This is a genomic window from Streptomyces mashuensis, from assembly GCF_014654785.1.
Classification (GTDB): Bacteria; Actinomycetota; Actinomycetes; order Streptomycetales; family Streptomycetaceae; genus Streptomyces; species Streptomyces mashuensis.
The window spans coordinates 222,189-244,979 of the sequence record NZ_BNBD01000003.1; the positions used below are offsets into that span (position 1 = coordinate 222,189).

The following is a 22,791-nucleotide window of genomic DNA, read 5'->3' on the forward strand; positions in this document are numbered from 1 at the left end:
CCCGGGACGGGCGCTCACGTGCTCACCTGAAGATGCCCGTGTGACCCAGCGAGTACCGGCCGGGCTGCGGATAGACCGCCAGCCCGTGCGGCCCGTCCCCCACCTTGATCTTCGCGATCTGGTGCCCGTCCCGCGTGTCGATCGCGTACACCTCGCTGTCGTACCGGCCCGACAGCCACAACACCTTGCCGTCCGCCGACACCCCACCCATGTCCGGGCTCCCGCCCTCCGGCAGCTCCCACTTCTTCACCAGCTTGCGGCTGGGCAGGTCCAGCACCGAGACCGAACCCTCGCCCCGGTTGGAGATGTACATCGACTTCGAGTCCCGGCTGACGTACAGACCGTGCGCCCCCTTGCCCGTCTTCATCAGCCACGGCTCGGTGAACTTGTCCCCGTCCAGCACCCACACCCCGTCGGCGATCATGTCCGCGACGTACCAGGTCTTCCCGTCCGAGGAGATCTTCACGTCCTGCGGCATCGCCCCCTCGAACGGCAGCTTCTGCTTGGCGATCACCTTCATCCGCGCCGTGTCGACCTTCAGCAGTTCCCCCGAGAACTCGCACGACACGATGAAGTACCGGCCGTCCGGCGAGAAGTCCGCATGGTTCACCCCGAGACAGTCCACGTGCTCCGTCTTCATCCGCTTCATCGTGTGCGCGTCCCGGAACACCAGCTCCCGGTCCATCGACGCCATCACCACCGCGTACTTCCCGTCCGGCGTGAAGTACAGGTTGTACGGGTCGTGCACATCCACCGGCTTGCCCGCCACCTTGCCCGTCGCCGGGTCGATCGGCGTCAGCGTGTGCCCCCGGTCGTTGTTCACCCACAACGTCTTCAGGTCCCACGACGGCACCACGTGCTGCGGCTGCCGGCCCACCGGAATCGTCTCGATCACCTTGTACGTCTCCGGATCGATCACGCTCACCGTGTCCGACTCGGTATTCGGCACGTACACCCGCGACGGGAAGTCCTTCACCACCGGCGACAGCGCATTCGGCCGGTCCGCCGCATACAGGTCGTCCGGATCCAGCAACGGCGGCATCCCCGGCAACCCCTGCGGCATACCCCGCGCCGCCCCCTGACTGCGGGCCCCGCGCGGCCCCCGCCCGCCGTCCCCGTCCTCACCACCACCACAGCCGGCCACCAGCCCGGCCACCAGCAGCGAGGACACGACGGCGAACACGGCGTGGGTACGGAAGGAAGCACGACGGGAGGAGAACGGGATCATTGGCTCAGCAGCTCCGAAGTCGTCACCGCACGCAGACCGCGGCGGTGCAGGCCGTCGAGGATCGCGGGCATCGCGGCCACCGTGCCCGCATGCCCGAAGTGCAGGCTCACCACGGACCCCGGGCGCACCTTGTCCAGCACGGCGCGCCGCACCGCGTCGGCACCCGGGTCGGTGAAGTCGAGCGAGTCCACGTCGTAGGACAGGACGTACGGATACCCGGCGCGGCGCGCCAGACGCACCACCTGCTCGGTGGCGCGCCGCGCCTTCGACGGCCGGAACCAGCGGCCGATGCCGCCCGTCAGCCGGCGCAGCCGGTCCGCGCACTCGGTGATCTCGGCGTAGGCGGCCTGCGCGGGCAGCGCGCAGATGTTGAGATGCCGCATGGTGTGGTTGCCCAGTTCGTGCCCGCCGTCCAGCACCCGCCGGGCCATCTGCGGCGAGGCGTCGAGCCAGTCCCCGACCGCGAGCACGGTCACCCGCGCCCCGGCCCGCTCCACCTCGCCCAGGACGGCCTCGGCCGACCGCGGGTCGCCCCGCCCGTGAAAGGTGAGGGCCACCGCCCTCGTCCGGCGCTCCCCGTGCTCGATCTGCGCCGGCAGCCCGGCGGGCAGCTTCGGCAGCACCAGCGGCTGCCGGCCGGGCGGTACGGCGGCGGAGCCCCGGCGCGGGGCCGCCGGGTGCGGCGACGAGGAGGCCGGCACCGCCCCGCCGGCCGTCCGGCCGTCCCCGCCACAGCCCACGACGGCCGGCAGGACGCCCCCGGCGAGGGCGCCACCGGCGGCTGCGCGCAGCACGCCACGACGGTGAAGGGTCACCGTCTCATTAGAGCTTCTTCGGAAAGAATTTCGTGCTATTTGCCCGAATCTCGCCGCGAACGTGTCTTGAGTCGCCCCGTCAGACGGCCGGCCAGACGTCGGCGAGCATCTTGCGCGTGTCGGCGAGGAGCTGCGGCAGGACCTTGGTGTGGCCGACGACGGGCAGGAAGTTGGTGTCGCCGCCCCAGCGCGGAACGATGTGCTGGTGCAGATGGGCGGCGATGCCGGCACCCGCGACGCTGCCTTGGTTCATGCCGATGTTGAACCCGTGGGCCCCGGACGCCTCGCGCAGCGCCCGCATGGCGCGCTTGGTGAAGTCGGCCAGCTCGGCGGTCTCGGCCTCGTCCAGCTCGGTGTAGTCGGCGACGTGCCGGAAGGGGACGACCATGCAGTGCCCGCCGTTGTACGGGTAGAGGTTGAGCACGGCGTAGACGCGCTCGCCCCGGGCGATGATCAGCCCGTCCTCGTCGCTCTTGGCCGGGATCGAGCAGAACGGGCACCCGTCGCCGGCCCCCGGCCCGCTGGGCTTGTTCTCACCCTGGATGTAGGCCATCCGGTGGGGGGTCCACAGGCGCTGGAACGCATCGGGCGTCCCCACTCCGAACTGCTGCTCCGGCTCAGTCGTCATGGGGTGAAGCATAGGAGCCCCGGAGCGCTGCGTGCGCTCCGGGGCTCTCCCGGCCGGCCGGTACGGCCGTCGGGCGGTCAGACCTGGACGCGGTCCTCGACGGCCTTGGCGACCTTGGCGAGGGCCTCGTCGCGCGGGATGCCGTTCTCCTGCGACCCGTCGCGGTAGCGGAAGGAGACCGTGCCCGCGTTCATGTCGTCGTCACCGACGATGATCATGAACGGAACCTTGGCCTTCTGGTGGTTCCGGATCTTCTTCTGCATGCGGTCCGAGGAGGCGTCGACCTCCATCCGCAGGCCCTTCTTCTTCGCCTCGGCGGCGAACTCCTGGAGGTACGCCACGTGGGCGTCACCCACCGGGATGCCGACCGCCTGCACCGGCGCCAGCCACGCCGGGAAGGCGCCCGCGTAGTGCTCCAGCAGCACGGCGAAGAACCGCTCGATGGAGCCGAACAGCGCGCGGTGGATCATGACCGGGCGCTGCTTGGTGCCGTCGGCCGCGGTGTACTCGAGGTCGAAACGCTCCGGCAGGTTGAAGTCGAGCTGGATCGTCGACATCTGCCAGGTCCGGCCGATGGCGTCCTTGGCCTGCACCGAGATCTTCGGCCCGTAGAACGCCGCACCGCCCGGGTCGGCCACGAGCTCCAGGCCCTGCTTCTCGGCCACCTTGCGCAGCGTCTCGGTGGCCTCCTCCCACGCCTCGTCCGTGCCGACGAACTTCTCCGGGTCCTTGGTGGAGAGCTCCAGGTAGAAGTCGGTCAGGCCGTAGTCGCGGAGCAGGTCGAGCACGAAGGTGAGGGTGCGGTCGAGCTCCTCGCCCATCTGCTCACGGGTGCAGTAGATGTGCGCGTCGTCCTGCGTGAAGCCCCGGGCCCGGGTGAGGCCGTGGACCACGCCCGACTTCTCGTACCGGTACACCGTGCCGAACTCGAACAGCCGCAGCGGCAGCTCGCGGTACGAACGCCCCCGCGCGTCGAAGATCAGGTTGTGCATGGGGCAGTTCATGGGCTTGAGGTAGTAGTCCACGCCCTCGTCGAGCTGCATGGGCGGGTACATGCCGTCGGCGTACCAGTCCAGGTGGCCCGAGGTCTCGAACAGCTGCCCCTTGGTGGCGTGCGGGGTGTAGACGAACTCGTAGCCGGCCTCCTCGTGCTTCTTGCGCGAGTAGTCCTCCATGACGCGGCGGATGATGCCGCCACGGGGGTGGAAGACGGCCAGGCCGGAGCCGATCTGCTCGGGGATGGAGAAGAGGTCCAGCTCGGAGCCGAGCTTGCGGTGGTCGCGCTTCTCTGCCTCGGCGAGGAAGTCGAGGTGCGCCTTCAGCTCGTCCTTGGTCGGCCAGGCGGTGCCGTAGATGCGCTGGAGCATCGGGTTCTTCTCGCTGCCGCGCCAGTAGGCGGCGGCGTTGCGCATGAGCTTGAACGCCGGGATCAGGCGGGTCGTCGGCAGGTGGGGACCACGGCAGAGGTCCTTCCAGCACAGCTCGCCCGTCTTCGGGTCCAGGTTGTCGTAGATGGTGAGCTCGCCGGCGCCCACCTCGACGTTCGCGCCCTCTTCCTGGGCGGCGGAGCCCTTGAGGCCGATGAGCTCCAGCTTGTACGGCTCGTCGGCGAGCTCCTCGCGGGCCGCGTCGTCGGTGACGACGCGGCGGGCGAACTTCTGCCCGCGCTTGATGATCTCCTGCATGCGCTTCTCGACGAGCTTGAGATCATCGGGGGTGAACGGCTTCTCCACGTCGAAGTCGTAGTAGAAGCCGTCCTTGACCGGCGGGCCGATGCCCAGCTTGGCCTCGGGGAAGAGCTCCTGCACGGCCTGGGCCATGACGTGGGCGCACGAGTGGCGCAGGATGTTCAGGCCGTCCTCGGAGGAGACCTCGACGGGCTCGATCTCCTCGCCGTCGGCGACCTCGTACGCGAGGTCCTTCAGCTCGCCCGCGACGCGCGCGGCGACGATGGTGCGCTCACCGGCGAAGAGGTCGGCGGCCGTAGTGCCCGTCGTCACCACGCGCTCTTCCCGCTCGGAATCGCGTTTGATGATCACACGGACGTCTGACACCGGTCTCTCCTGACGATATGGGGCGCGTCAGCGGTCGCTGCGCGCCTGAATCGTACCGAGCCCGGCGGCCCCGCCGCTAAACGGTTATCGGTGGCCTATCCGTGGCCTTGATCATGCTCGCGCTTCCCGGCGAGGGCGTCGAGGTTCTCGCGGAGCGACTTGAGCATGTGGTCGTGGTCGGCCTCGCCGGTGCGGGCGGGGACGGCGTCGTGGGCGCCGGCGAGGCGGCGGAAGCCGCCGCGGCTCTCCAGGCGCCCGGTGAGGGTGAGGGGCACCCCGGCCAGGTGGGCGTATCCGGCGACGCGGTAGTCCTCCGCGCCGAGGGTGGCCCGGACGTGGGTGACGTCGGCGCCGGACAGGACGCGCAGCCGGACGGTGCCGGGGCCCCAGGGGCTCTCGCGGCGCAGGCGCACCACGGTGCCGGTGAGGGTGACGGGCAGGGCCGGTTCCTGGTGTATGTAGCGGGCGGCGGCCTCGCGGAGGGCGGGGAGGTCGTCCGGGGTGAAGGTGACGGGGGCGGGGCGGGCGGGGGCGCCGGGTGGGGGGCCGGCGGCGGGGGCCCAGTGGACGGTGACGCGGGCGGCGGCGCAGCCGTGGACGAGGGCGGCGACGGCGTCGGTGAGCTCGCGGCTGCCGCCGTGGGTCACGGCGGTGGTGTAGCCGTCGGTGCTGCCGGTGGCGCGGCACTGGTCGGTGGCGGCGCGGGTGGCGCGCAGGGCGTCGAGCAGCGTGGTGACCAGGGGGCGGCCGCCGTCGGGCGGGGCGTGCAGGGGGACGTGGGCGGTGAGGGCCTGTCCGTCGGGGGCGGCGGTGACGAGGACGGGCGCGAGGGCGGTCTCGGCGCGGCGGCGGTGGCGGGCGCCGTGGTGGGCGGCGGGGCCGTGGGCGGCGAGGGCGGCGGCGAGGAGGAGGGCGCGGGTGGCGGTGCGCAGCCGGTCCTGGCCGGCCCAGGGGGCGGCGGGGGCGGGGGGTTCGGGGTGTTCGCGGTGGACGTGGACCTCGTCGCCGGGGGTGTGCAGGGCGTGGAGGACGGCGTCGGCGCTGGGGTGGGGGCTGTGTTCGAGGGCGGTGACGGCCTCGGCGAGGAGGTCGGCGCTGTCGGGGAAGGCGGGGTCGTCGGGCAGCAGGAGGCTGGTGGCGCCGGCGGTGGGGCCGGGTGGGGTCCAGCGGCTGTAGCGGCCGGGCTGTCCGCCGCGCCGGCGCCAGCCGTGGCGGGCGAGGAGGGCGGCGAGGACGGCGGGGTCGGGTGGGTGGGGTGCCTGGTGGTGGGGTCCGGTGGGCCGGTGCATCAGGGTCTCCCTCCCGCCCCGACCCGCGTCATGATCTCGCAGAGGGCGCGGTCGTCGAAGACGCGCGTGGCCGGGATCCGCACGGTGGTCCTGCGCCGGCCGGTGACGGGGTGGCCGGCGAGGTTGGTCCAGTAGCAGCAGTGGCGCAGTTCGAGGGCGTCGTGGCCGGCGTGGAGCCAGTCGTCGCGGGCGCGGGGGACGAGCATGACGACGAGGATGCGGTGCACGGCGACGGGGGTCCGGGCGAGCTTGGCCAGGTGGTCGTTGTCGAGGGTGAAGGGGAAGGTCACCGGGGGTGTGCCGGGGCGGGCCGGCAGGCGGCGGGGGCCGAGCTGGTAGGTGCTTTTGAGCTGGACCTTGATGGTGACCTCGTCGTCGGCGGTGTGGCCGGGGGCGCTGTGGCTGACGTGCCAGTCGACGCCGTTGTCGGGGAAGGGCTGGGCCAGGGTGCAGCCGGCGGCGGCCGCGACGGCGTGCAGGTAGCCGATCTGGAGGGTCTCCATGCAGGCGGTGGTGGCCAGGCTGCCGCGGCCGGGTCCGGTGGGGGGTGGTGGGGCCGGGACGGGGGCGTCGGGGCCGGGCTGCGCGAGCGCCATGTCCGAAAAGCCTTCCGGGCTCGCCGGTTCTTCGGTCGTACATCTGTGTTGTCTCCACGCGAACCCACCGGCAAACGGCGGCGGTTCGGGCACGCGGGTGTGGGGGTATCCACCTGGCGGGGAGGGGAAATTCGCCAAGTTCCGCTTGAGTGCGAGGAGTTGTGTCATGCCGTGCTGGTTCGAGGGGCCGCTGGCGGCCTTCGACACCGAGACGACCGGTGTGGACGTGGAGCGCGACCGGATCGTGTCGGCGGCGTTCGTGACGCAGTCGCAGGCGGGGGCCTCGCCGTTGGTCACCCGCTGGCTGGTGAACCCGGGTGTTCCGGTGCCGGAGGAGTCGACCGCGATACACGGGTTGTCGGAGGAGCATCTGCAGCGGCACGGGCGGTGGCCGGCGCCGGTGATGGAGGAGGTGGCGCGGGCGCTGGCGGGGCATGCGACGCGGGGCATCCCGCTGGTGGTGATGAACGCGCCGTTCGATCTGACGCTGCTGGACCGGGAGTTGCGCCGGCACCGGGCGTCGTCGCTGGCGGGGTATCTGGGCGGGGCGCCGCTGTGCGTGCTGGATCCGTGGGTGCTGGACCGGCATCTGGACCGCTATCGCAAGGGGCGGCGGACGCTGGTGGACCTGTGCGGGGAGTACGGGGTGGCGCTGACGGAGGCGCACGACGCGGCGGCGGACGCGATCGCGGCGCTGGAGGTGGTGCGGGCGGTGGGGCGGCGGTTCGCGTCGCGGCTGGACCGGCTGAGCCCGGCGGAGCTGCACGCGCGTCAGGCGGTGTGGCATGCGGCGCAGGCGCGGGGGCTGCAGGCGTGGTTCGCGCGGAACGGTTCGGACGAGGAGTGCGATCCGGCATGGCCGTTGCGGCCGGAGCTGCCGGCGGTGGCCTGACCTTCCGGGCAAGGCGGAAGGCCGGTCCCTCTGTTGAGGGACCGGCCTTCGTGCTGTGGGCGATACTGGGATCGAACCAGTGACCTCTTCGGTGTGAACGAAGCGCTCTCCCGCTGAGCTAATCGCCCGGGATTTCCCCGGGGTTTCCCCCGGCGACGCACTGAACAATACAGGTCGCGGCGGCTCCGCATCAAATTCCCTGCCGGGCGGGGTCCAGCCGGGTGCGGAGGGAGCGGCGGGCGGTGCGCATCATCCAGGCGTGGTTGGCGAGGAAGACGGGGCGGCCGGGGAGGGCGAGGAGGCGCATGAGGGGGTGGCGGACCTCGACCTCCTGGTCGTAGCGGAGGGTGGTGCCGGCGGGGTGGTGGGGGCGTACGGTCCAGCGGGCCCAGCCGTGGAGGTCGCCGGTGATGGCGATCTCCAGGAGGCCGGCGGCGGGGTCGTGGCGGGTGGCGCGGACGGCGAGGGTGAGGTCGTAGGGCAGGACGGAGCGCACGCGGACGGTGGCGCGGGTCTCGTCGATGCGGTCGACGTGGCGGACCTGGGGCCACCAGACGTTGTAGGCGTCGGCGTCCTCCAGGACGGCGTAGACGGCCGTGGGCGGGGCCGGGAAGGTCCAGGTGCCCTGGAAGCGGTAGCGGTGGAGGGTGCGCCGGTGCGGGCGGGTCGTGGCGGGTGGCATGTCTGCCAGCGGACACGACGCGACCGGGGGCCCGCAAGACGGCGTCCTGCGGGCCCCCGGTCGGCTGTGGGCGATACTGGGATCGAACCAGTGACCTCTTCGGTGTGAACGAAGCGCTCTCCCGCTGAGCTAATCGCCCCGGGCGCATCGCCAACATTACCCCATGTCAGAGGGTGCTTTCGAACTGCGCGGCGGCCGGGTGGCGGGACGGTGGCCGGGGCGGTCAGCGGTGCAGTGCCCAGGGTGCGCGGAGGCCGTAGCGGGCGAGGTAGCAGCCGACGAGCACGCCGGCGATGGCGAGGCCGGCGACGGTGAGGGCGATGTTGCGCCGGCGGACCTTCGGGTCGAGGGCGCGCTGGGCGGCGGCGGTGACCTTGTGCTTGGTCCAGCGCAGGACGAGCTGGGCCCAGACGAACTCGGTGGCCCAGATCGCCATGCCGGCGAAGATCACCAGCCAGCCGGGGCCGGGCAGGGGCAGCATGATCACGCCGGCGACGACGACGGCGAGGCCGACGACGAAGACCCCGGCCTGCCAGCTGAGGTGCAGGGCCCGGGAGCGCCGGACGAAGTGCGGGGCCCGGGAGCCCAGGGGCCGCTCCCGGCCGGCCGGGCCGGGCGGCGCTGCGGCGGGGCCGGTCCCGTCGGCGGGGGCGGTTTCGTCGGCGGGGGACCGCTCGTCACTCTCCGCGTTCATGCCGTCCAACGTACCCGACGGTGCGCGGAACGGCGGATATCACCGCTTCGGCGGTACCGGTGGCGCGGCGGCTGGGCCGTCCGGGGTATCCGAAGGGCCGCAAAACGGGCAGAGGGGTTTACAACGGCACCGTAGGTGGCATGTCGATTTCGCCGACGTGCGAATCCCCGAGCGCACACTGAGCGAAAGGCCTTGGCGCTTATGAACACCACGGTCAGCTGTGAGCTGCACCTGCGCCTCATTGTGTCGAGCGAATCCTCACTGCCCGTACCCGCGGGCCTGCGGTACGACACGGCCGATCCGTATGCCGTGCACGCCACCTTCCACACCGGAGCCGAAGAGACGGTCGAGTGGGTCTTCGCCCGGGACCTGCTCGCGGAGGGCCTGCACCGGCCCACGGGCACCGGAGACGTACGGGTCTGGCCGTCCCGCAGCCACGGTCAGGGCGTCGTCTGCATCGCACTGAGCTCGCCGGAGGGCGAGGCCCTGCTGGAGGCGCCGGCCAGGGCCCTGGAGTCGTTCCTCAAGCGGACCGACGCCGCCGTCCCGCCCGGCACCGAACACCGGCACTTCGACCTGGACACCGAGCTCTCCCACATCCTCGCGGAGAGCTGAGGCCGGGCGGGAGCCGAACCGACACGCCGGCCCACTCGGGGAGGCCGGCGAGCCCCACAGGAACATCACTCGACATCGCGCATACGGCATGAGGCGGCGCCGTCGTCCACCGCTCCCGGTGGCCGGCGGCGCCGTCGTACGGCCGGGCCGCTAGAGTCGCTCCCCACTCGAACAGTTGCCGCCCCACACCGCCCGGCCAGGGAGCGAACGACCCGTGCTGATCAACCACGACACCCGGTTCACACTGGAGGCCGTCGTCGACCTGCTCAACCGCGAGCTCGACGGCCTGGCCGCGCTGCGGGACTTCGTCGCCCGGCACGCCATCAGCGGCACCGGCGCCCTGCACGAGCCGGACCTCGCGGCCGTACGGGCCGTCCGCGACCGGTTCGCCCAGGTGTTCGACAGCCGGGACGCGCGGGAGGCGGCCGAGCTGCTCAACGCACTGGTCGCCGAGGCCGGCACCACGCCCCGGCTGACCGACCACGACGGGCACGACTGGCACGTCCACTACTTCGCCCCGGGCGCCTCCCTGGCCGAGCACCTGGCCGCCGACGGCGGCATGGCCCTCTCCTTCCTGCTGGTGGCCGGCGAGCTGGAGCGGCTGCGGCGCTGCGACGCCCCCGGCTGCGGGCGCGCCTTCGTGGACCTCTCCCGCAACCGCTCCCGCCGCTACTGCGACGGCCGCACCTGCGGCAACCGTCTGCACGTGGCCGCCTACCGCGCCCGCCGCCGTGGCGGCGACGGCGGCGGGGACGGCGGCAGCGGCACGGCCGGCTGACGCCCGGCCCGCCCCTCCCCCGTCACCACCGGTAGAGGTCGTGCACGGCGGTGAGCAGGATCAGGGTGCCGATGAAGGCGAGGAAGAACATCAGCGGGGGCTGGGAGAGCGCGAAGAGGCAGCCGCGCGGTTCCTCGGTGATCTGGGCCGGTTCGTCGTTCATCTCCGGCAGATCATGACGCAGCCCTGCCCCGGGGCCGCATCAACATGCCACCCGTTAGGGGGAGTTCATGGGAATGTTCTGCGGAGCACCGGGGCGAGAGATCGTCAGATCCCGTGTTTCTTGAGGATCGCCTCGATGTCCGAGAAGTCCTCGTCGCCCCCGCCCGCAGCCTTCGCCCCGCGCCCCTTGCGCCCCGCCTCGGGCGCGGCCGGTATGCCGGGCGTGGCGGACGCCGGCGCCACGGCGTCCCGCCGCCGGGCCCGTATCGCCGCACGGCGCTCGCGCCGCTCGGCGCGGCTTCCCCCGGACCGGCGCTCCACGGCCCGGCTCACGGTGAAGAGGAGGAAGGACAGCGCGAGCACGCCGAAGCCCGCCCACACGGTCGGCTTGAGGACGATGTCGGTGAGCCAGTCGACGACGCCCGTGAGCACCAGCCCCACGGGGATGAGGGACCAGGCCGCGATGCGGGTCGCGGCGAGGAAGCGCCGGCGGTAGGCGGTCACCAGGGCGATGCCCAGGCCGGCCGCGGACACCGCGGCCAGTACGGTCGACGTCAGCATCGCGTCCTCCAGCCGGTGGTTTCTCCGTCCGTTCCATCGTGCACCGTGCGGGAGCCGTGGGGCCACGCCTCCGGCCGGGGATCAGGGAGATCTCCGGGTGAACCCCTGGGTGATCCCGCAGTGATCCCCCGGGGGCGGGGCCCGCCGCGCCTGGAAGACTGGCCCCATGAGCGATGCCAGCACCCCCGACCCCGCCACCTCCCGCCCCGTCGTCCTGGACGTCTGGTGCGAGCTGCAGTGCCCCGACTGCCACACCGCGCTGGACGACGTCCGCGCCCTGCGCGCCCGCTACGGCGACCGGCTCGACATTCGTCTGCGCCACTTCCCGCTGGAGAAGCACAAGCACTCCTACGCCGCCGCGCAGGCCGCCGAGGAGGCCGCGGAGCAGGGCAAGGGCTGGGCGTACGCGGAAGCGGTCCTGGGGCGCACGGCGGAGCTCGGCGCACGCGGCGAGAAGCTGCTGGTGGAGGTCGCGGGCGAGCTGGGCCTGGACGCGGAGGAAGTGGACACCGCGCTGATCGACGGGCGCCACATGCTGGTCGTCGACGCCGACCAGGCGGAGGGCAGGGCGATCGGCGTGACGGGCACGCCCACCTACGTCATCGGTGACGAGCGGCTGGACGGCGGCAAGAGCCAGGAGGGTCTGCGCGAGCGGATCGAGGAGATCGCCGACCGGCTGCTGTCCGGCCACTGACCGCGCGGGAGCGGCCCGGCCCGGGAGCGGCCCGGCGTGCTCAGAGCGGCTTGTAGAAGTGGAAGGCCGTCGGCCAGTAGCCCAGCGAGTCGTACAGCCGTACGGCCGGGGTGTTGGCGGCGAAGACGTGCAGCCCCAGGGTGCGGGCGCCGGCCGCGAGGCACTCCCGTTCGGCCAGGCGCATCAGGGTGCGCCCGTGGCCCCGGCCCCGGTGGGCCGCGCCCACCTTCACGAGGAAGACGAAGCCGGCGTCCTCCTTCAGTGCCACCCACAGGGTGCCCACGTCCTGGCCGCCGGAGGTGAGGGCACGCAGTACGGTGCCGGGCGTGTCCGGGCCGGCGGGCAGGGCCGTGGCGTGGTCACGGTCGGCCTTGGCCCGGGCCACCGCCTCCGGCAGGCCGTTCTCCGCCCAGTCCTGCGCGTACCCGGCCTTCGCGTCGGCCTCCCAGGCGGGGAACTCGGCCGCACCCAGCTCCCGTACCGTCACGCCGCCGGGCAGCGGGGGCGCGGTGCCCAGCGTCTTCTCCATGGAGCGGCTGCGCTCCGCGTAGCCCAGGGCGCGGACGAGGCCGAGGGCGGCCTCTTCTCCGGCGGGAACCGTGACGGCGATCTGCCGGCAGCCCCAGCCGCGCAGCACCTCCTCCGCGGCGAGCGCGGCGACGGTGCCGCGCCCCCGGCGCCGGTCGGGCCCGGCTATCGCGAGCCGTTCGATCCGCCCGTAGCGGGGGCCGAAGCGGCGGTCGGTGGTGATCTCGACGGAGCCGACGGGCCGGCTGTTGACGCACACGTCGTACGTGCGGGCGCGGTGGCCGTCGGCGGTGCGCCGCTCGGGTGCGGTGGGCCGCAGGGTGGTGGTCACGCTGATGTTGTACCGGCCCGCCGTCCCTCCGTCACCGGGTTTTCAGGGGTCTCCACACGTCTCTACGGGTCGAGGTCGGCGGCCGCCCGCTCGGTGAAGGTCCGCAGCGCTCGGGCGGTGACGGGCCCGGGTGTGCCGGGTCGCTGACGGCCGTCGACGGCGTGCACGGGCTGCACGTCGCGCAGCGAGGAGGTCAGGAAGATCTCGTCGGCCTGTTCCAGCACGTCGAAGGGGAGATCGGTCTCCTTGGCGCCGGACCACTCCACCACCAGGGCGCGGGTGATGCCGGGCAGGCAGCCGGAGGAGAGCGGCGGGGTGTGCAGCTCGCCGTCGAGGACGACGAAGACGTTGGAGGCGGTGCCCTCGCAGAGCCGGCCCGCGGTGTTGGCGAAGAGCGCCTCGCCGGCGCCGTGCTGGTGGGCGTGGGCGAGGGCGACGACGTTCTCGGCGTACGAGGTGGACTTGGCGCCGGCCAGGGCGCTGCGTTCGTTGCGGGTCCACGGCACGGTGACCACGGCGGTGGTGGCGGCGGGACGCTGCGTCTCGGTCAGGGTGACGACGAGTGAGGGCCGGGCGGCGGAGCGGCCGGAGCCGGGGGGCGCGACGCCGCCGGTATAGGTGATGCGCAGTCGGCCGAGCGGCATGGGGTTGGCCCGGAGGACCTCGCGGCAGGCCTCGCGGACCTCGTCGGGGTCGGGCGCGGGCAGGCCCATGATCCGGGCCGAGGAGGCGAGCCGGTCGAGGTGGCGGGTGAGGGCGAAGGCGCGGCCGTCGGTGGCCTTGAGGGTCTCGAAGACGCCGTCGCCGACCGTGAGCCCGTGGTCGAGGACGGAGAGGCGGGCGCTGTCGGCGTCGCGGAGCGCTCCGTCGCACCAGATCATCACTGTGGTGTCCCTCCTCGGGCGCCGGCTTCTGCTGCTGTCTCTTCGCGCGTTCCGCCCGGCGCCGCTGCCGGTGCCGAGGCCAGGGCGAGGAGCCGGGCGGCCTTGAGTTCGGTCTCGGCCCACTCGCGGTCGGGGTCGGAGCCCCAGGTGATGCCGGCGCCGGTGCCGAAGCGGACGACGGGGCCGCCGGGGGCGGCGCGGTCGACCCAGAAGGTGCGGATGCCGACGGCGAGGGCGGCGGTTCCCCGGTCGGCGTCGACCCAGCCGATGCCGCCGCAGTAGGGGCCGCGGGGGGCGGTCTCCAGGGCCTCGATGATGCCGAGGGCGCTGGCCTTGGGGGCGCCGGTGACGGAGCCGGGCGGGAAGGTGCCGGCCAGCAGTTCGGGCCAGCCGGCGCCGTCGGCGAGCTGCCCGCGCACGGTGGAGACGAGGTGGACGAGGCCCGGGTGCGGTTCGACGGCGCACAGCGCGGGCACGGTCACCGAGCCGGTGGCGCAGACGCGGCCCAGGTCGTTGCGGACCAGGTCCACGATCATCACGTTCTCGGCGTGGTCCTTCTCCAGCAGGTCGGCCGCGGTGCGGCCGGTGCCCTTGATCGGGCCGGACTCGACGGTGCGGCCGTCGCGGCGCAGATAGAGCTCGGGCGAGGCGGTGGCGACCTCGACGCCGTGGGCGGGGAGCCGCACGGTGCCGGCGTAGGGGGCGGGGTTGCCGTGGGCGAGGAGGGCGGTGAGCGCGTCGACGTCGGCGTGGTCCGGGTCGGGCAGGGGCGCGCTGAGGACGCGGCAGAGGTTGGCCTGGTAGACCTCGCCGGCGGCTATGTGCTCGCGGATGCGGCGGACGCCCGCGGTGTAGGCGTCGCGGTCGAGGGAGCTGGTCCAGTCCTCGGGCGCGGGGCCGCGCCAGCGCGTGGGCTGGGCGAGGGGCGCGGGCCGTACGTCGCCGAAGCGGGCACAGGTGAGGCCCCCCTCGAAGTCGGCGACGACCGCCCACCAGCCACGGGATTCCAGGGCCGCCGGGTCGCTGGTCACGTCGCGCAGATCCGTGGCGACGAGACCGCCGAACCGGGCCATCGGGGAGGGCATCGTGGGGAGGCTGTGCACGTCATCGAGTCTATGGCGCGGCCCTCCGGGGCCGTCCGGACCTGCGCCGGGACCGCCTCCGGATCGGGATCAGGCCAGCATGCTGGGCAAACGGAATTTGAGCTGGCGCCGGAATCCGCTAAAGTTCAACACGTCGCCGGGACGCGGAAGCGGAACGGCGGAGCAGCTGCGGGGCCCGAGGCCCGGTGGGTGCGAAAATGCGGACATAGCTCAGTTGGTAGAGCACCACCTTGCCAAGGTGGATGTCGCGAGTTCGAGTCTCGTTGTCCGCTCGATGTGGGGGATCTTCCCGACCCCCCGCTCCTGGTGGAGTGGCCGAGAGGCGAGGCAACGGCCTGCAAAGCCGTCTACACGGGTTCAAATCCCGTCTCCACCTCCAAGGACGATTAGCTCAGCGGGAGAGCGCTTCCCTGACACGGAAGAGGTCACTGGTTCAATCCCAGTATCGTCCACCAGGGCCTTCACCGGCCTTGCCCGCGCGATTAGCTCAGCGGGAGAGCGCTTCCCTGACACGGAAGAGGTCACTGGTTCAATCCCAGTATCGCGCACGCACACCGCATGACCTGCGGTTCCCGGACGATTAGCTCAGCGGGAGAGCGCTTCCCTGACACGGAAGAGGTCACTGGTTCAATCCCAGTATCGTCCACCAGGGCCCTCATCGGCCTTGCCCGCGCGATTAGCTCAGCGGGAGAGCGCTTCCCTGACACGGAAGAGGTCACTGGTTCAATCCCAGTATCGCGCACACGTCACCGGCCGGGCCGGAGCATCACGCTCCGGCCCGGCCGTCGTCGTACTGCCGTAGGTCGCATCTCGCATGTCGTACGAGCGCACACGGGGTGAAACGCAACCGACCGGGTGCCTCCCCAGGCACCCGGCCGGACGTGCCGTCCGCCGCACCCCCGTCCCCACGGGGCTATGGCCGGTGACCACCGGTGGGTCCGGGCCGCTCTCCCGGACCCGGGGGCTCAGCGCCCCAGCAGTCCCGCCACGGACGACGCCTGTGTGACGAGGGCGTCCCAGCCGCCGAAGACGACGGTCAGGAAGACCGCCATCGGCAGCACCATGGCCGCAGCGACGAGAGGGTGGCGGGTCGGCGAGGGCTGCTCGCCGTGGAGGCCCTGCGCGGGACCGGTCCGCGGGCTGTGCGCCACCCGGCCTCCGGTGCCTCCCACGAGGTCCGTCATCGTCCCTCCACCCCTTTTTCCCGCTGCTCCCCGTCGTTCCGTCGCCCACCACAGTAGGTGGCGGGCGGGGTCCGGCACGTCATGCCCGCGTACCCCTTGGTCGTTGTCCCCGAGGAGGAGACGGGCCCGGCGCGGTACTCCCGAGGGTGGAGGGCGACCCTGACACCTTCCGGGTCACCCCTGGGGGGCGGGGTGAGTTCGATCACTTTCCTCCCGATCCTGCGGGCCGGCCGCGGCCCGGGGCGCGTCCGTCCGCGGGCGGACGGCGGGTGCCGTCAATCCCCCTGCGCCCAACGGATCTTGGCCGGTGGGGCACGGGCCGGGGCCGCCGCGCTCCCCTCCCCCGCCGGCGCACCGGCCGCCCCGCCCCGCACCGACACTCCGCGCGCCGACGCATGCGCGGCCTCTGCGCGCGACGGTCCGTCAATCCGTAAGCTGTGGCACGTCACAGGCCGGGCAGCTACGTGGGGCAGCCCCACCGGAGGTAGGGGACGAAAATGACGATGATGCGGCTCCGTCGCGAGGACCCGCGTGTCGTCGGCTCGTTCCGGCTGCATCGACGGCTGGGCGCGGGCGGCATGGGCGTGGTCTACCTGGGCTCCGACAAGCGCGGGCAGCGGGTGGCCCTCAAGGTGATCCGGCCCGACCTGGCGGAGGACCAGGAGTTCCGGTCCCGGTTCGCACGGGAGGTCTCGGCCGCCCGGCGCATCCGCGGCGGCTGTACGGCGCGGCTGGTGGCCGCCGATCTGGAGGCGGACCGCCCCTGGTTCGCCACGCAGTACGTGCCCGGGCCCTCGCTGCACGACAAGGTGAACGAGGAAGGGCCGCTGTCGGCGGCCCAGACCGCCTCGATCGGCGCGGCCCTCGCCGAGGGGCTGCTCGCCGTGCACGACGCGGGTGTGGTCCACCGCGACCTGAAGCCGTCGAACATCCTGTTGTCGCCCAAGGGCCCGCGCATCATCGACTTCGGCATCGCCTGGGCCACCGGCGCCTCCACGCTCACGCACGTCGGCACCGCGGTCGGCTCCCCCGGCTTCCTGGCGCCCGAACAGGTGCGCGGCGCGCTCGTCACACCGGCCACGGACGTGTTCTCGCTGGGCGCCACGCTCGCGTACGCCTGCACCGCCGACTCGCCCTTCGGGCAGGGCAGCTCCGAGGTGATGCTGTACCGGGTGGTGCACGAGGAGCCGCAGCTGATGGGCGTGCCGGACGCGCTGGCGCCGCTGATCCACGCCTGCCTGGCCAAGGACCCCGAGGAGCGGCCGAGCACGCTCCAGCTGTCGCTGCGGCTGAAGGAGATCGCCGCACGGGAGGCGCACGGCCTGTCGGAGGGCCGGCCGCCGTCCCCGCGCCGCGAGCCCGACCGCCCCTCGACGCGCCGCATGGCGGCCTACGAGCAGCAGCGCACCGAGCGCCGCCCGGGCAGCAGCCCCACGCCGCGCCCGCACGCCCCGGCGCGCCCCGCCGACGCGCTGCGCACGCCCGCGGCGCGCCGCCCGGCGGCGCCGCAACGGCCGTCGGGAGCACGGAACCGGCCGCGGCAGACGGCGCGGGGCCGGCGCCCGGGGCCGGACGGCAAGCTGCTGCGGCAGCGTCTCATCGTGTTCGTGGTGGTGACGCTGCTGGTGGCGCTCGGCATCGCGGCGGCCCAGGGCTGCCAGGGCCCGGCGCACAGCATGGAGCGGCCGGCGCCGGTCACCGTCACCGGGACGACAACGGGTACGGCTACGGCTACGACAACGGCGGTCAGTCCTGCGGACGGCCGGTCGTGACGGCGTAGAAGGCGACGGCGGCCGCCGCGCCCACGTTGAGCGAGTCCACGCCGTGCGCCATGGGGATGCGGACCCACGTGTCGGCGGCGCGCAGGGCGCGCCCCGACAGCCCGTCGCCCTCGGCGCCGAGCATGAGCGCGACCTTCTCGCGGCGGTGCGGGGCGGCCTCGTCCAGGGTGACGGCCGAGGCGTCCGGGGTCAGTGCGAGCAGGTCGAAGCCGGCGTCCCGGACGGCGTCCAGGCCCTGCGGCCAGTGCTCCAGGCGGGCCCACGGCACGGAGAACACCGCGCCCATGGAGACCTTCACCGACCGCCGGTAGAGAGGGTCGGCGCAGTCCGGGGAGAGCAGGACGGCGTCCATGCCGAGTGCGGCCGCGCTCCGGAAGATGGCCCCGGTGTTGGTGTGGTCGACGAGCCCTTCCAGGACGGCGACGCGGCGGGCGCCGCGCAGCAGCTCCGCCGGGTCCGGCTGGGGCTTGCGGGCCATGGAGGCGAGCGCTCCGCGGTGCACGTGATAGCCCGTCACCCGCTCGGCGAGGCCGGGTTCGACGACGTAGACGGGGGCGGGCGAGGCGTCGATGACGTCCCGCATCACGTCGACCCACTTGGCGGACAGCAGCATCGACCGCATCGCGTAGCCGGCCCCCACGGCCCGCCGGATCACCTTCTCGCCCTCGGCGATGAACAGGCCCTCGGCAGGCTCGCGACGGCGGCGCAGCTCGACGTCGGTCAGCCCGGTGTAGTCGTGCAGCCGGGGGTCGTCGGGGTCGTCGAGCGTGATGATCTCAGCCATGGCCGTTCCTGGGGTGGTGCGGGTGTGTCGTACGGGAGGTGTCGTACGGGTCAGGCGGTACCGGCGTCGGTGCCGACGGCCACCACGTCGCCGATCACGATGACCGCGGGCGGGCGTATGCCCTCGGCCCGTACGGTCTCCCCCACCGTCTCCAGCGTGGCGTCCACGCGGCGCTGCGCGGCCGTGGTGCCCTCCTGCACGACGGCGACCGGCGTGCCGGCGGGGCGGCCGTGGGCGATCAGGGCGGCGGCGATGGCGGGGATGTTCTCCACGGCCATGAGCAGCACCAGCGTGCCGCGCAGCTGCGCCAAGGCCGCCCAGTCCACCGTCGACCGGGGGTCGCCCGGCGGGACGTGCCCGCTGACGACGGTGAACTCCTGGGCGAGGCCCCGGTGGGTGACGGAGATTCCGGCGGCGCCGGGCACGCTGACGGCGCTGGAGATGCCGGGGACGACGGTGCACGGGATGCCGTGCTCGGCCAGCGCCTGCACCTCCTCCATGCCGCGGCCGAAGACGAACGGGTCGCCGCCCTTGAGGCGGACCACGGCCTTGCCGGCCTTGGCGTGCTCCACGAGGGCGGCGTTGATGGCCTCCTGGGCCATGGCCCGCCCGTAGGGGATCTTCGCGGCGTCGATGACCTCGACGTGCGGCGGCAGTTCGTCCAGCAGGTCGCGGGGGCCGAGGCGGTCGGCGACGACCACGTCGGCCTCGGCGAGCAGCCGCCGGCCGCGCACGGTGATGAGGTCGGGGTCGCCGGGGCCGCCGCCGACGAGGGCCACGCCCTTGGCGGGGGCCCGGAAGTGCGGTGCGGCCAGCGAGCCGTCGCGCAGGCCGTCCACGACGGCGTCGCGGACGGCGGCCGAGCGGCGCGGGTCCTGGCCGGTGAGCACGGCGACGGTCACGCCGGCGGCCCGGCCCGTGGCGGGGGTCCAGGCGGTGGCGGCGTCGGCGTCGTCGGACCGTACGGCCCACACGCGGCGCGCCTCGGCCTCGGCGGACGCCGCGGCGTTGGCCTCGGGGTCGTCGGTGAGGATCAGCGCGTACCAGGCGCCGTCGAGGTCGCCCTCGCGGTAGCGGCGGCGCTCCCAGCGGAGTTCGCCGGCGGTGGCCATGGCCTCGACGGAGGGGGTGGCCGACGGCGAGACGAGCAGGACGTCCGCGCCGGCGGCGAGCAGGGCCGGCAGCCGCCGCTGGGCGACCTGGCCGGCGCCGAGGACGACGACGCGCCGCCCGGCGAGGCGGAGTCCGACGGGATAGGAGGCGACGGGTGCGTGGTCGGCCATGGCGGTACGGGTCTCCTCCGGGCGACGGTCGGGAAGTCGGGGCGGCTACGGGTTTCTGCCCTGCGCACACCCTAAGTCAATCGCCGGGCGGCCCCGTGAGGGGTCCGCCCGGCGAGACGGGGCAAAAACGGCAGGTCAGCGCCGTGCGGACGTCACTTCTTCTCGCTGACGCCCGCGGTGTCGAAGGTGGCGACCTCATGCATGGCGCGCGCGGCGCTCTGCACCACGGGCAGCGCCAGCAGCGCGCCCGTGCCCTCGCCCAGCCGCAGGTCCAGGTCGACCAGCGGCCGCAGGCCCAGCTTGGTGAGCGCGGCGACATGGCCGGGCTCGGCGCTGCGGTGACCGGCGATGCAGGCCGCGAGCGCCTCGGGCGCGACGGCCCGGGCCACCAGGGCCGCGGCCCCGGCGCTCACACCGTCGAGGATCACCGGCGTGCGCAGCGACGCGCCGCCGAGGATCAGGCCCACCAGGGCGGCGTGCTCCAGCCCGCCGACCGCGGCCAGCACCCCGATGGGGTCCTTCGGGTCGGGCTGGTGCAGCTCCAGGGCCCGGCGCACCACGTCGACCTTGCGGGCGTGCATCTCGTCGTTGATGCCGGTGCCGCGGCCGGTGACCTCGGCCGGGTCGGCGCCGGTGTAGACGGAGATGAGGGCGGCCGACACGGTCGTGTTGGCAATGCCCATCTCGCCCGTGAGCAGCGCCTTGTTGCCGGCGGTGACCAGGTCGCGGGCCGTCTCGATGCCGATCTCGACGGCGCGCAGCGCCTCCTCCCGGCTCATCGCCGGGCCGGTGGTGAAGTCGTCCGTACCGGGACGGACCTTGCGCGGCAGCAGGCCGGGGGTGCTGGGCAGTTCCCCCGCCACGCCGACATCCACGACGCACACCTCGGCACCGACCTGGTTGGCGAAGGCGTTGCACACCGCGCCGCCGCCCAGGAAGTTGGCGACCATCTGCGCGGTGACCTCCTGGGGCCACGCGGTGACGCCCTGGTGGTGCACGCCGTGGTCCCCCGCGAAGATGGCGACGGCGGCCGGCTCGGGGATCGGCGGCGGGCACTTGCGGGACAGGCCGCACAGCTGCGCGGAGATGATCTCCAGCATGCCGAGCGCGCCCGACGGCTTCGTCATGCGCTTCTGCCGCTCCCACGCCTCGCCGAGCGCCTTGGCGTCCAGCGGGCGGATGCCGCGCAGCGTCTCGGCCAGCAGATCGTGCGGGTCCTCGCCGGGCAGCGCGCGACGGCCGTACGTCTCCTCGTGCACGACCCACGACAGCGGCCGGCGCTTGGACCAGCCGGCCTGCAGCAGCTCCGGCTCGTCCGGGAACTCGTCCACGTACCCGACGCACAGGTACGCCACGACCTCCAGGTGCTCGGGCAGCCCGAGGGCCCGCACCAGCTCCCGCTCGTCGAAGAAGCTCACCCAGCCGACGCCGAGGCCCTCGGCGCGGGCCGCGAGCCACAGGTTCTCGACGGCGAGCGCGGACGAATACGGCGCCATCTGCGGCTGGGTGTGCCGGCCGAGGGTGTGGCGGCCGCCGCGCGTGGGGTCGGCGGTGACGACGATGTTGACGGGCGTGTCGAGGATGGCCTCGATCTTCAGTTCCTTGAACTGCTTGGCCCGCCCCTTGGGCAGCGACTTCGCGTACGCCTCGCGCTGCCGCTCGACCAGCTCGTGCATGGTCCGCCGGGTCTCCTCGGACCGGATGACCACGAAGTCCCACGGCTGGGAGTGCCCCACGCTGGGCGCGGTGTGCGCGGCCTCCAGGACGCGCAGCAGCACCTCGTGGGGGATGGGATCGGTCCGGAAGCCCTTGCGGATGTCACGGCGCTCCCGCATGACACGGTGCACGGCGGCCCGCTCGGCGTCCCCGTACGGGTCCGCCGGGGGGCCGGCGGGCTCTTCGGGCTGCGCGGGCTGGTCCTCGGCGGGGGCGGTGGCCTCAGCGGCGGTGGCCTCGGCGGCCGGCGTGCCCTGGGGGGTGGGGGTGGTGGCCTCGGCGGCCGGCGCGCCCTGGGGGGCGGGCACGGTGGCCTCGGCGGCCGGCTGGTTCTGCTGCGGGAGTGCGGCGGTGTCGGCTGCCACGGCGGTGTCCGTATCGCTCGGTGCGGGGGCGCCTGCGGCGCCTTCCGCGGCGGGGGGCTGGGTCTGCGGTCCGGCCTCCGGGGAGGCCGGCGCCGGTGCGGTGTCCTGCCCGGCCGGGGCGTCCGACGGCAGGGGGTGGGGGTCGGGGGCGGGGTCGGCGCCCGGCGCGACGGCAGACGTGCTGTCGCTGCCGGGGGCGGCTTCGGCCGGTACGTCGGCGGCAGCACCGTCCGAGCCCGGCGCGGTGGGCACCGCAGCCGCACCCGGCACCGCCGGGTCGTCGGCCGCCGTCGGCGCAGCAGGCGCCGTAGCACCATCGCCCGTGCCCGGCACGGCAGGCGCGCTACCCGGCGCCACAGCACCGTCAGCGGCGGCGCTGTGGCCTACGGCCGGGACGTCGGCGCCGTCGGCAGCACTCGCCGCGACCGTGGCCGCACCGGCGTCGGCAGCGCTGGCCGCCACTGCCGTACCTTCATCCGCGCCCGGCGCCGCAACGCCGTCAGCGGCCGGAGCCGCACCGTCGACGGCACCCGGCACCGCAGCAGCGGGCGCAGCGTTGTCCACCACCGGCGCGACGGCGCCGTCGGCGACGCCCGGCGACATAGCAGCGGAAACATCACCCGCACCGGCCGCCGTAGCGCTGTCGGCCGCAGCCGGGTTGTCCGGCACCGCAGTACCGTCGGCGGCGCCCGGCGTCACAGCAGCAGCCGTAAGGCTTTCGGCGGCACCTTCGCCGGCCGTGGCCGCACCGGCCTCGGCAGCCGGCGCCACAGCGCCGTCAGCGGCGGCGGGCAGGCCCTCTCCAGCGACAGGCGCACCGTCGTTGGCATCGGGCACCACAGCGGTCGCGATACCCGCCTCGTCACCCGCGCCCTGCGCGGCAGGCGCCCCGGAGCCGTCAACGACGGCCACGCCGTCGCCGGCACCGAGCACCGGGGACGTACCGTCACCCGAACCCTGCGCACCAGGCACCCCAACACCGTCGGCAGCGGCACCCTCGTCGGTGGCCGGCACCGCAACACCGTCAGCAACCGCACTCGGCGGACCAGGCACCGCAGCAGCAGCGCCGTCCCCGGCGTCCTGCACCGAAGCTGCACCGTCGCCCGGCCCCTGCGCGGCAGGCACACCAGCCGCGGCTGCACCC

At 73.7% G+C, this 22,791-nt stretch carries 22 protein-coding genes and 8 tRNA genes; 11 read left to right on the forward strand and 19 right to left on the reverse strand.

The annotated features are described in order from the left end of the window. Nucleotides 1-22: 22 nt before the first annotated feature. From IE305_RS10355 to IE305_RS10380, 6 genes are all read right to left on the reverse strand, one after another. The gene (locus tag IE305_RS10355; protein WP_190129214.1) at nt 23-1,228 is read right to left on the reverse strand and encodes a YncE family protein; all 1,206 of its coding nucleotides are present in this window, start codon (nt 1,226-1,228) and stop codon (nt 23-25) included. After that, on the reverse strand, nt 1,225-2,022 hold the full coding sequence (locus tag IE305_RS10360) for a polysaccharide deacetylase family protein (protein ID WP_190129215.1): 798 nt from the start codon (nt 2,020-2,022) through the stop codon (nt 1,225-1,227). Before IE305_RS10360 ends, IE305_RS10355 begins: the two co-directional genes overlap by 4 nt. Nucleotides 2,023-2,122: 100 nt before the next feature. Further along, nucleotides 2,123-2,683 (reverse strand): HIT family protein, encoded by a 561-nt coding sequence (locus IE305_RS10365; RefSeq protein ID WP_190129216.1) that lies wholly within the window; start codon nt 2,681-2,683, stop codon nt 2,123-2,125. A 65-nt stretch (nt 2,684-2,748) separates the two neighbouring features. Beyond that, nucleotides 2,749-4,725, reverse strand: a complete 1,977-nt coding sequence (thrS, locus tag IE305_RS10370; protein ID WP_190129217.1) for a threonine--tRNA ligase — start codon at nt 4,723-4,725, stop codon at nt 2,749-2,751. 95 nt (nt 4,726-4,820) lie between these two features. Next, on the reverse strand, nt 4,821-6,014 hold the full coding sequence (locus IE305_RS10375) for a hypothetical protein (protein ID WP_190129218.1): 1,194 nt from the start codon (nt 6,012-6,014) through the stop codon (nt 4,821-4,823). Then, nucleotides 6,014-6,610, reverse strand: coding sequence for a DUF4365 domain-containing protein (locus IE305_RS10380; protein WP_190129219.1), 597 nt, complete (start codon nt 6,608-6,610; stop codon nt 6,014-6,016). The genes IE305_RS10375 and IE305_RS10380 overlap by 1 nt, the downstream gene beginning before the upstream one ends. 166 nt (nt 6,611-6,776) lie before the next feature. Between IE305_RS10380 and IE305_RS10385 the strand changes: the two genes are divergently transcribed. After that, nucleotides 6,777-7,502, forward strand: coding sequence for a 3'-5' exonuclease (locus IE305_RS10385; RefSeq protein WP_190129220.1), 726 nt, complete (start codon nt 6,777-6,779; stop codon nt 7,500-7,502). A 56-nt stretch (nt 7,503-7,558) separates the two neighbouring features. Here the strand turns inward: IE305_RS10385 and IE305_RS10390 are convergent. The 4 genes from IE305_RS10390 to IE305_RS10405 all read right to left on the reverse strand — a co-directional run bounded on the left by IE305_RS10390 (nt 7,559) and on the right by IE305_RS10405 (nt 8,878). Beyond that, nucleotides 7,559-7,630: transfer RNA gene (locus IE305_RS10390), tRNA-Val, on the reverse strand. Between the two features lie 62 nt (nt 7,631-7,692). After that, nucleotides 7,693-8,184, reverse strand: coding sequence for an SRPBCC family protein (locus IE305_RS10395; protein WP_190129221.1), 492 nt, complete (start codon nt 8,182-8,184; stop codon nt 7,693-7,695). Nucleotides 8,185-8,251: 67 nt separating this feature from the next. Beyond that, nucleotides 8,252-8,323 (reverse strand) — tRNA-Val (locus IE305_RS10400). 84 nt (nt 8,324-8,407) lie between these two features. Continuing rightward, complete coding sequence (locus IE305_RS10405) at nt 8,408-8,878, reverse strand: TIGR02611 family protein (protein ID WP_190129222.1); 471 nt, start codon at nt 8,876-8,878, stop codon at nt 8,408-8,410. A 201-nt stretch (nt 8,879-9,079) separates the two neighbouring features. On the opposite strand from IE305_RS10405, the gene IE305_RS10410 reads away from it, so the two are divergent. Next, nucleotides 9,080-9,493: an SsgA family sporulation/cell division regulator gene (locus IE305_RS10410; RefSeq protein ID WP_190129223.1), complete on the forward strand. Its 414-nt coding sequence runs from the start codon at nt 9,080-9,082 to the stop codon at nt 9,491-9,493. 214 nt (nt 9,494-9,707) lie between these two features. Continuing rightward, nucleotides 9,708-10,271 (forward strand): CGNR zinc finger domain-containing protein, encoded by a 564-nt coding sequence (locus tag IE305_RS10415; RefSeq protein ID WP_190129224.1) that lies wholly within the window; start codon nt 9,708-9,710, stop codon nt 10,269-10,271. Between the two features lie 22 nt (nt 10,272-10,293). Here IE305_RS10415 and IE305_RS10420 read toward each other — a convergent pair whose 3' ends face one another. Next, the gene (locus IE305_RS10420) at nt 10,294-10,434 is read right to left on the reverse strand and encodes a hypothetical protein (protein WP_190129225.1); all 141 of its coding nucleotides are present in this window, start codon (nt 10,432-10,434) and stop codon (nt 10,294-10,296) included. Between the two features lie 104 nt (nt 10,435-10,538). Next, on the reverse strand, nt 10,539-10,994 hold the full coding sequence (locus IE305_RS10425; RefSeq protein WP_190129226.1) for a hypothetical protein: 456 nt from the start codon (nt 10,992-10,994) through the stop codon (nt 10,539-10,541). A 166-nt stretch (nt 10,995-11,160) separates the two neighbouring features. On the opposite strand from IE305_RS10425, the gene IE305_RS10430 reads away from it, so the two are divergent. Next, nucleotides 11,161-11,688 carry a DsbA family protein gene (locus tag IE305_RS10430; RefSeq protein ID WP_190129227.1) on the forward strand — a complete coding sequence of 176 codons (528 nt, stop codon included), beginning with the start codon at nt 11,161-11,163 and terminating at the stop codon, nt 11,686-11,688. A 40-nt stretch (nt 11,689-11,728) separates the two neighbouring features. Here the strand turns inward: IE305_RS10430 and IE305_RS10435 are convergent, their stop codons facing one another. The 3 genes from IE305_RS10435 to IE305_RS10445 all read right to left on the reverse strand — a co-directional run bounded on the left by IE305_RS10435 (nt 11,729) and on the right by IE305_RS10445 (nt 14,504). Next, nucleotides 11,729-12,547, reverse strand: coding sequence for a GNAT family N-acetyltransferase (locus IE305_RS10435; RefSeq protein WP_190129228.1), 819 nt, complete (start codon nt 12,545-12,547; stop codon nt 11,729-11,731). A gap of 62 nt (nt 12,548-12,609) precedes the next feature. After that, nucleotides 12,610-13,431 carry an aminotransferase class IV gene (locus IE305_RS10440; RefSeq protein WP_190129229.1) on the reverse strand — a complete coding sequence of 274 codons (822 nt, stop codon included), beginning with the start codon at nt 13,429-13,431 and terminating at the stop codon, nt 12,610-12,612. After that, entirely contained in the window at nt 13,428-14,504 is a 1,077-nt protein-coding gene (locus tag IE305_RS10445; protein ID WP_190129446.1) for a chorismate-binding protein, read from the reverse strand. The genes IE305_RS10440 and IE305_RS10445 overlap by 4 nt, the downstream gene beginning before the upstream one ends. A 229-nt stretch (nt 14,505-14,733) precedes the next feature. On the opposite strand from IE305_RS10445, the gene IE305_RS10450 reads away from it, so the two are divergent. The 6 genes from IE305_RS10450 to IE305_RS10475 all read left to right on the forward strand — a co-directional run bounded on the left by IE305_RS10450 (nt 14,734) and on the right by IE305_RS10475 (nt 15,276). Next, nucleotides 14,734-14,806 (forward strand) — tRNA-Gly (locus IE305_RS10450). 33 nt (nt 14,807-14,839) lie between these two features. Then, nucleotides 14,840-14,913, forward strand: a tRNA-Cys gene (locus tag IE305_RS10455). Nucleotide 14,914: 1 nt separating this feature from the next. Then, nucleotides 14,915-14,989 (forward strand) — tRNA-Val (locus tag IE305_RS10460). A 21-nt stretch (nt 14,990-15,010) separates the two neighbouring features. Beyond that, a tRNA-Val gene (locus tag IE305_RS10465) sits at nt 15,011-15,082 on the forward strand. 26 nt (nt 15,083-15,108) lie between these two features. Continuing rightward, nucleotides 15,109-15,183: transfer RNA gene (locus IE305_RS10470), tRNA-Val, on the forward strand. Between the two features lie 21 nt (nt 15,184-15,204). Beyond that, nucleotides 15,205-15,276 (forward strand) — tRNA-Val (locus IE305_RS10475). A 223-nt stretch (nt 15,277-15,499) separates the two neighbouring features. Here the strand turns inward: IE305_RS10475 and IE305_RS10480 are convergent. Beyond that, a complete protein-coding gene (locus IE305_RS10480; protein ID WP_229890784.1) occupies nt 15,500-15,718 on the reverse strand; it encodes a hypothetical protein in 219 nt (72 codons plus the stop codon). Nucleotides 15,719-16,215: 497 nt separating this feature from the next. On the opposite strand from IE305_RS10480, the gene IE305_RS10485 reads away from it, so the two are divergent. After that, nucleotides 16,216-17,490, forward strand: coding sequence for a serine/threonine-protein kinase (locus IE305_RS10485; RefSeq protein ID WP_190129230.1), 1,275 nt, complete (start codon nt 16,216-16,218; stop codon nt 17,488-17,490). Here IE305_RS10485 and IE305_RS10490 read toward each other — a convergent pair. The 3 genes from IE305_RS10490 to cobT form a co-directional block, all read right to left on the reverse strand. Beyond that, complete coding sequence (locus tag IE305_RS10490) at nt 17,465-18,283, reverse strand: TrmH family RNA methyltransferase (RefSeq protein ID WP_190129231.1); 819 nt, start codon at nt 18,281-18,283, stop codon at nt 17,465-17,467. The two genes, IE305_RS10485 and IE305_RS10490, sit on opposite strands and share 26 nt — an antisense overlap. Nucleotides 18,284-18,333: 50 nt before the next feature. Further along, nucleotides 18,334-19,566: a uroporphyrinogen-III C-methyltransferase gene (gene cobA / locus IE305_RS10495; protein ID WP_190129232.1), complete on the reverse strand. Its 1,233-nt coding sequence runs from the start codon at nt 19,564-19,566 to the stop codon at nt 18,334-18,336. A 152-nt stretch (nt 19,567-19,718) separates the two neighbouring features. Next, nucleotides 19,719-22,619 carry a nicotinate-nucleotide--dimethylbenzimidazole phosphoribosyltransferase gene (gene cobT / locus IE305_RS10500; RefSeq protein WP_373311565.1) on the reverse strand — a complete coding sequence of 967 codons (2,901 nt, stop codon included), beginning with the start codon at nt 22,617-22,619 and terminating at the stop codon, nt 19,719-19,721. Nucleotides 22,620-22,791 lie beyond the last annotated feature (172 nt).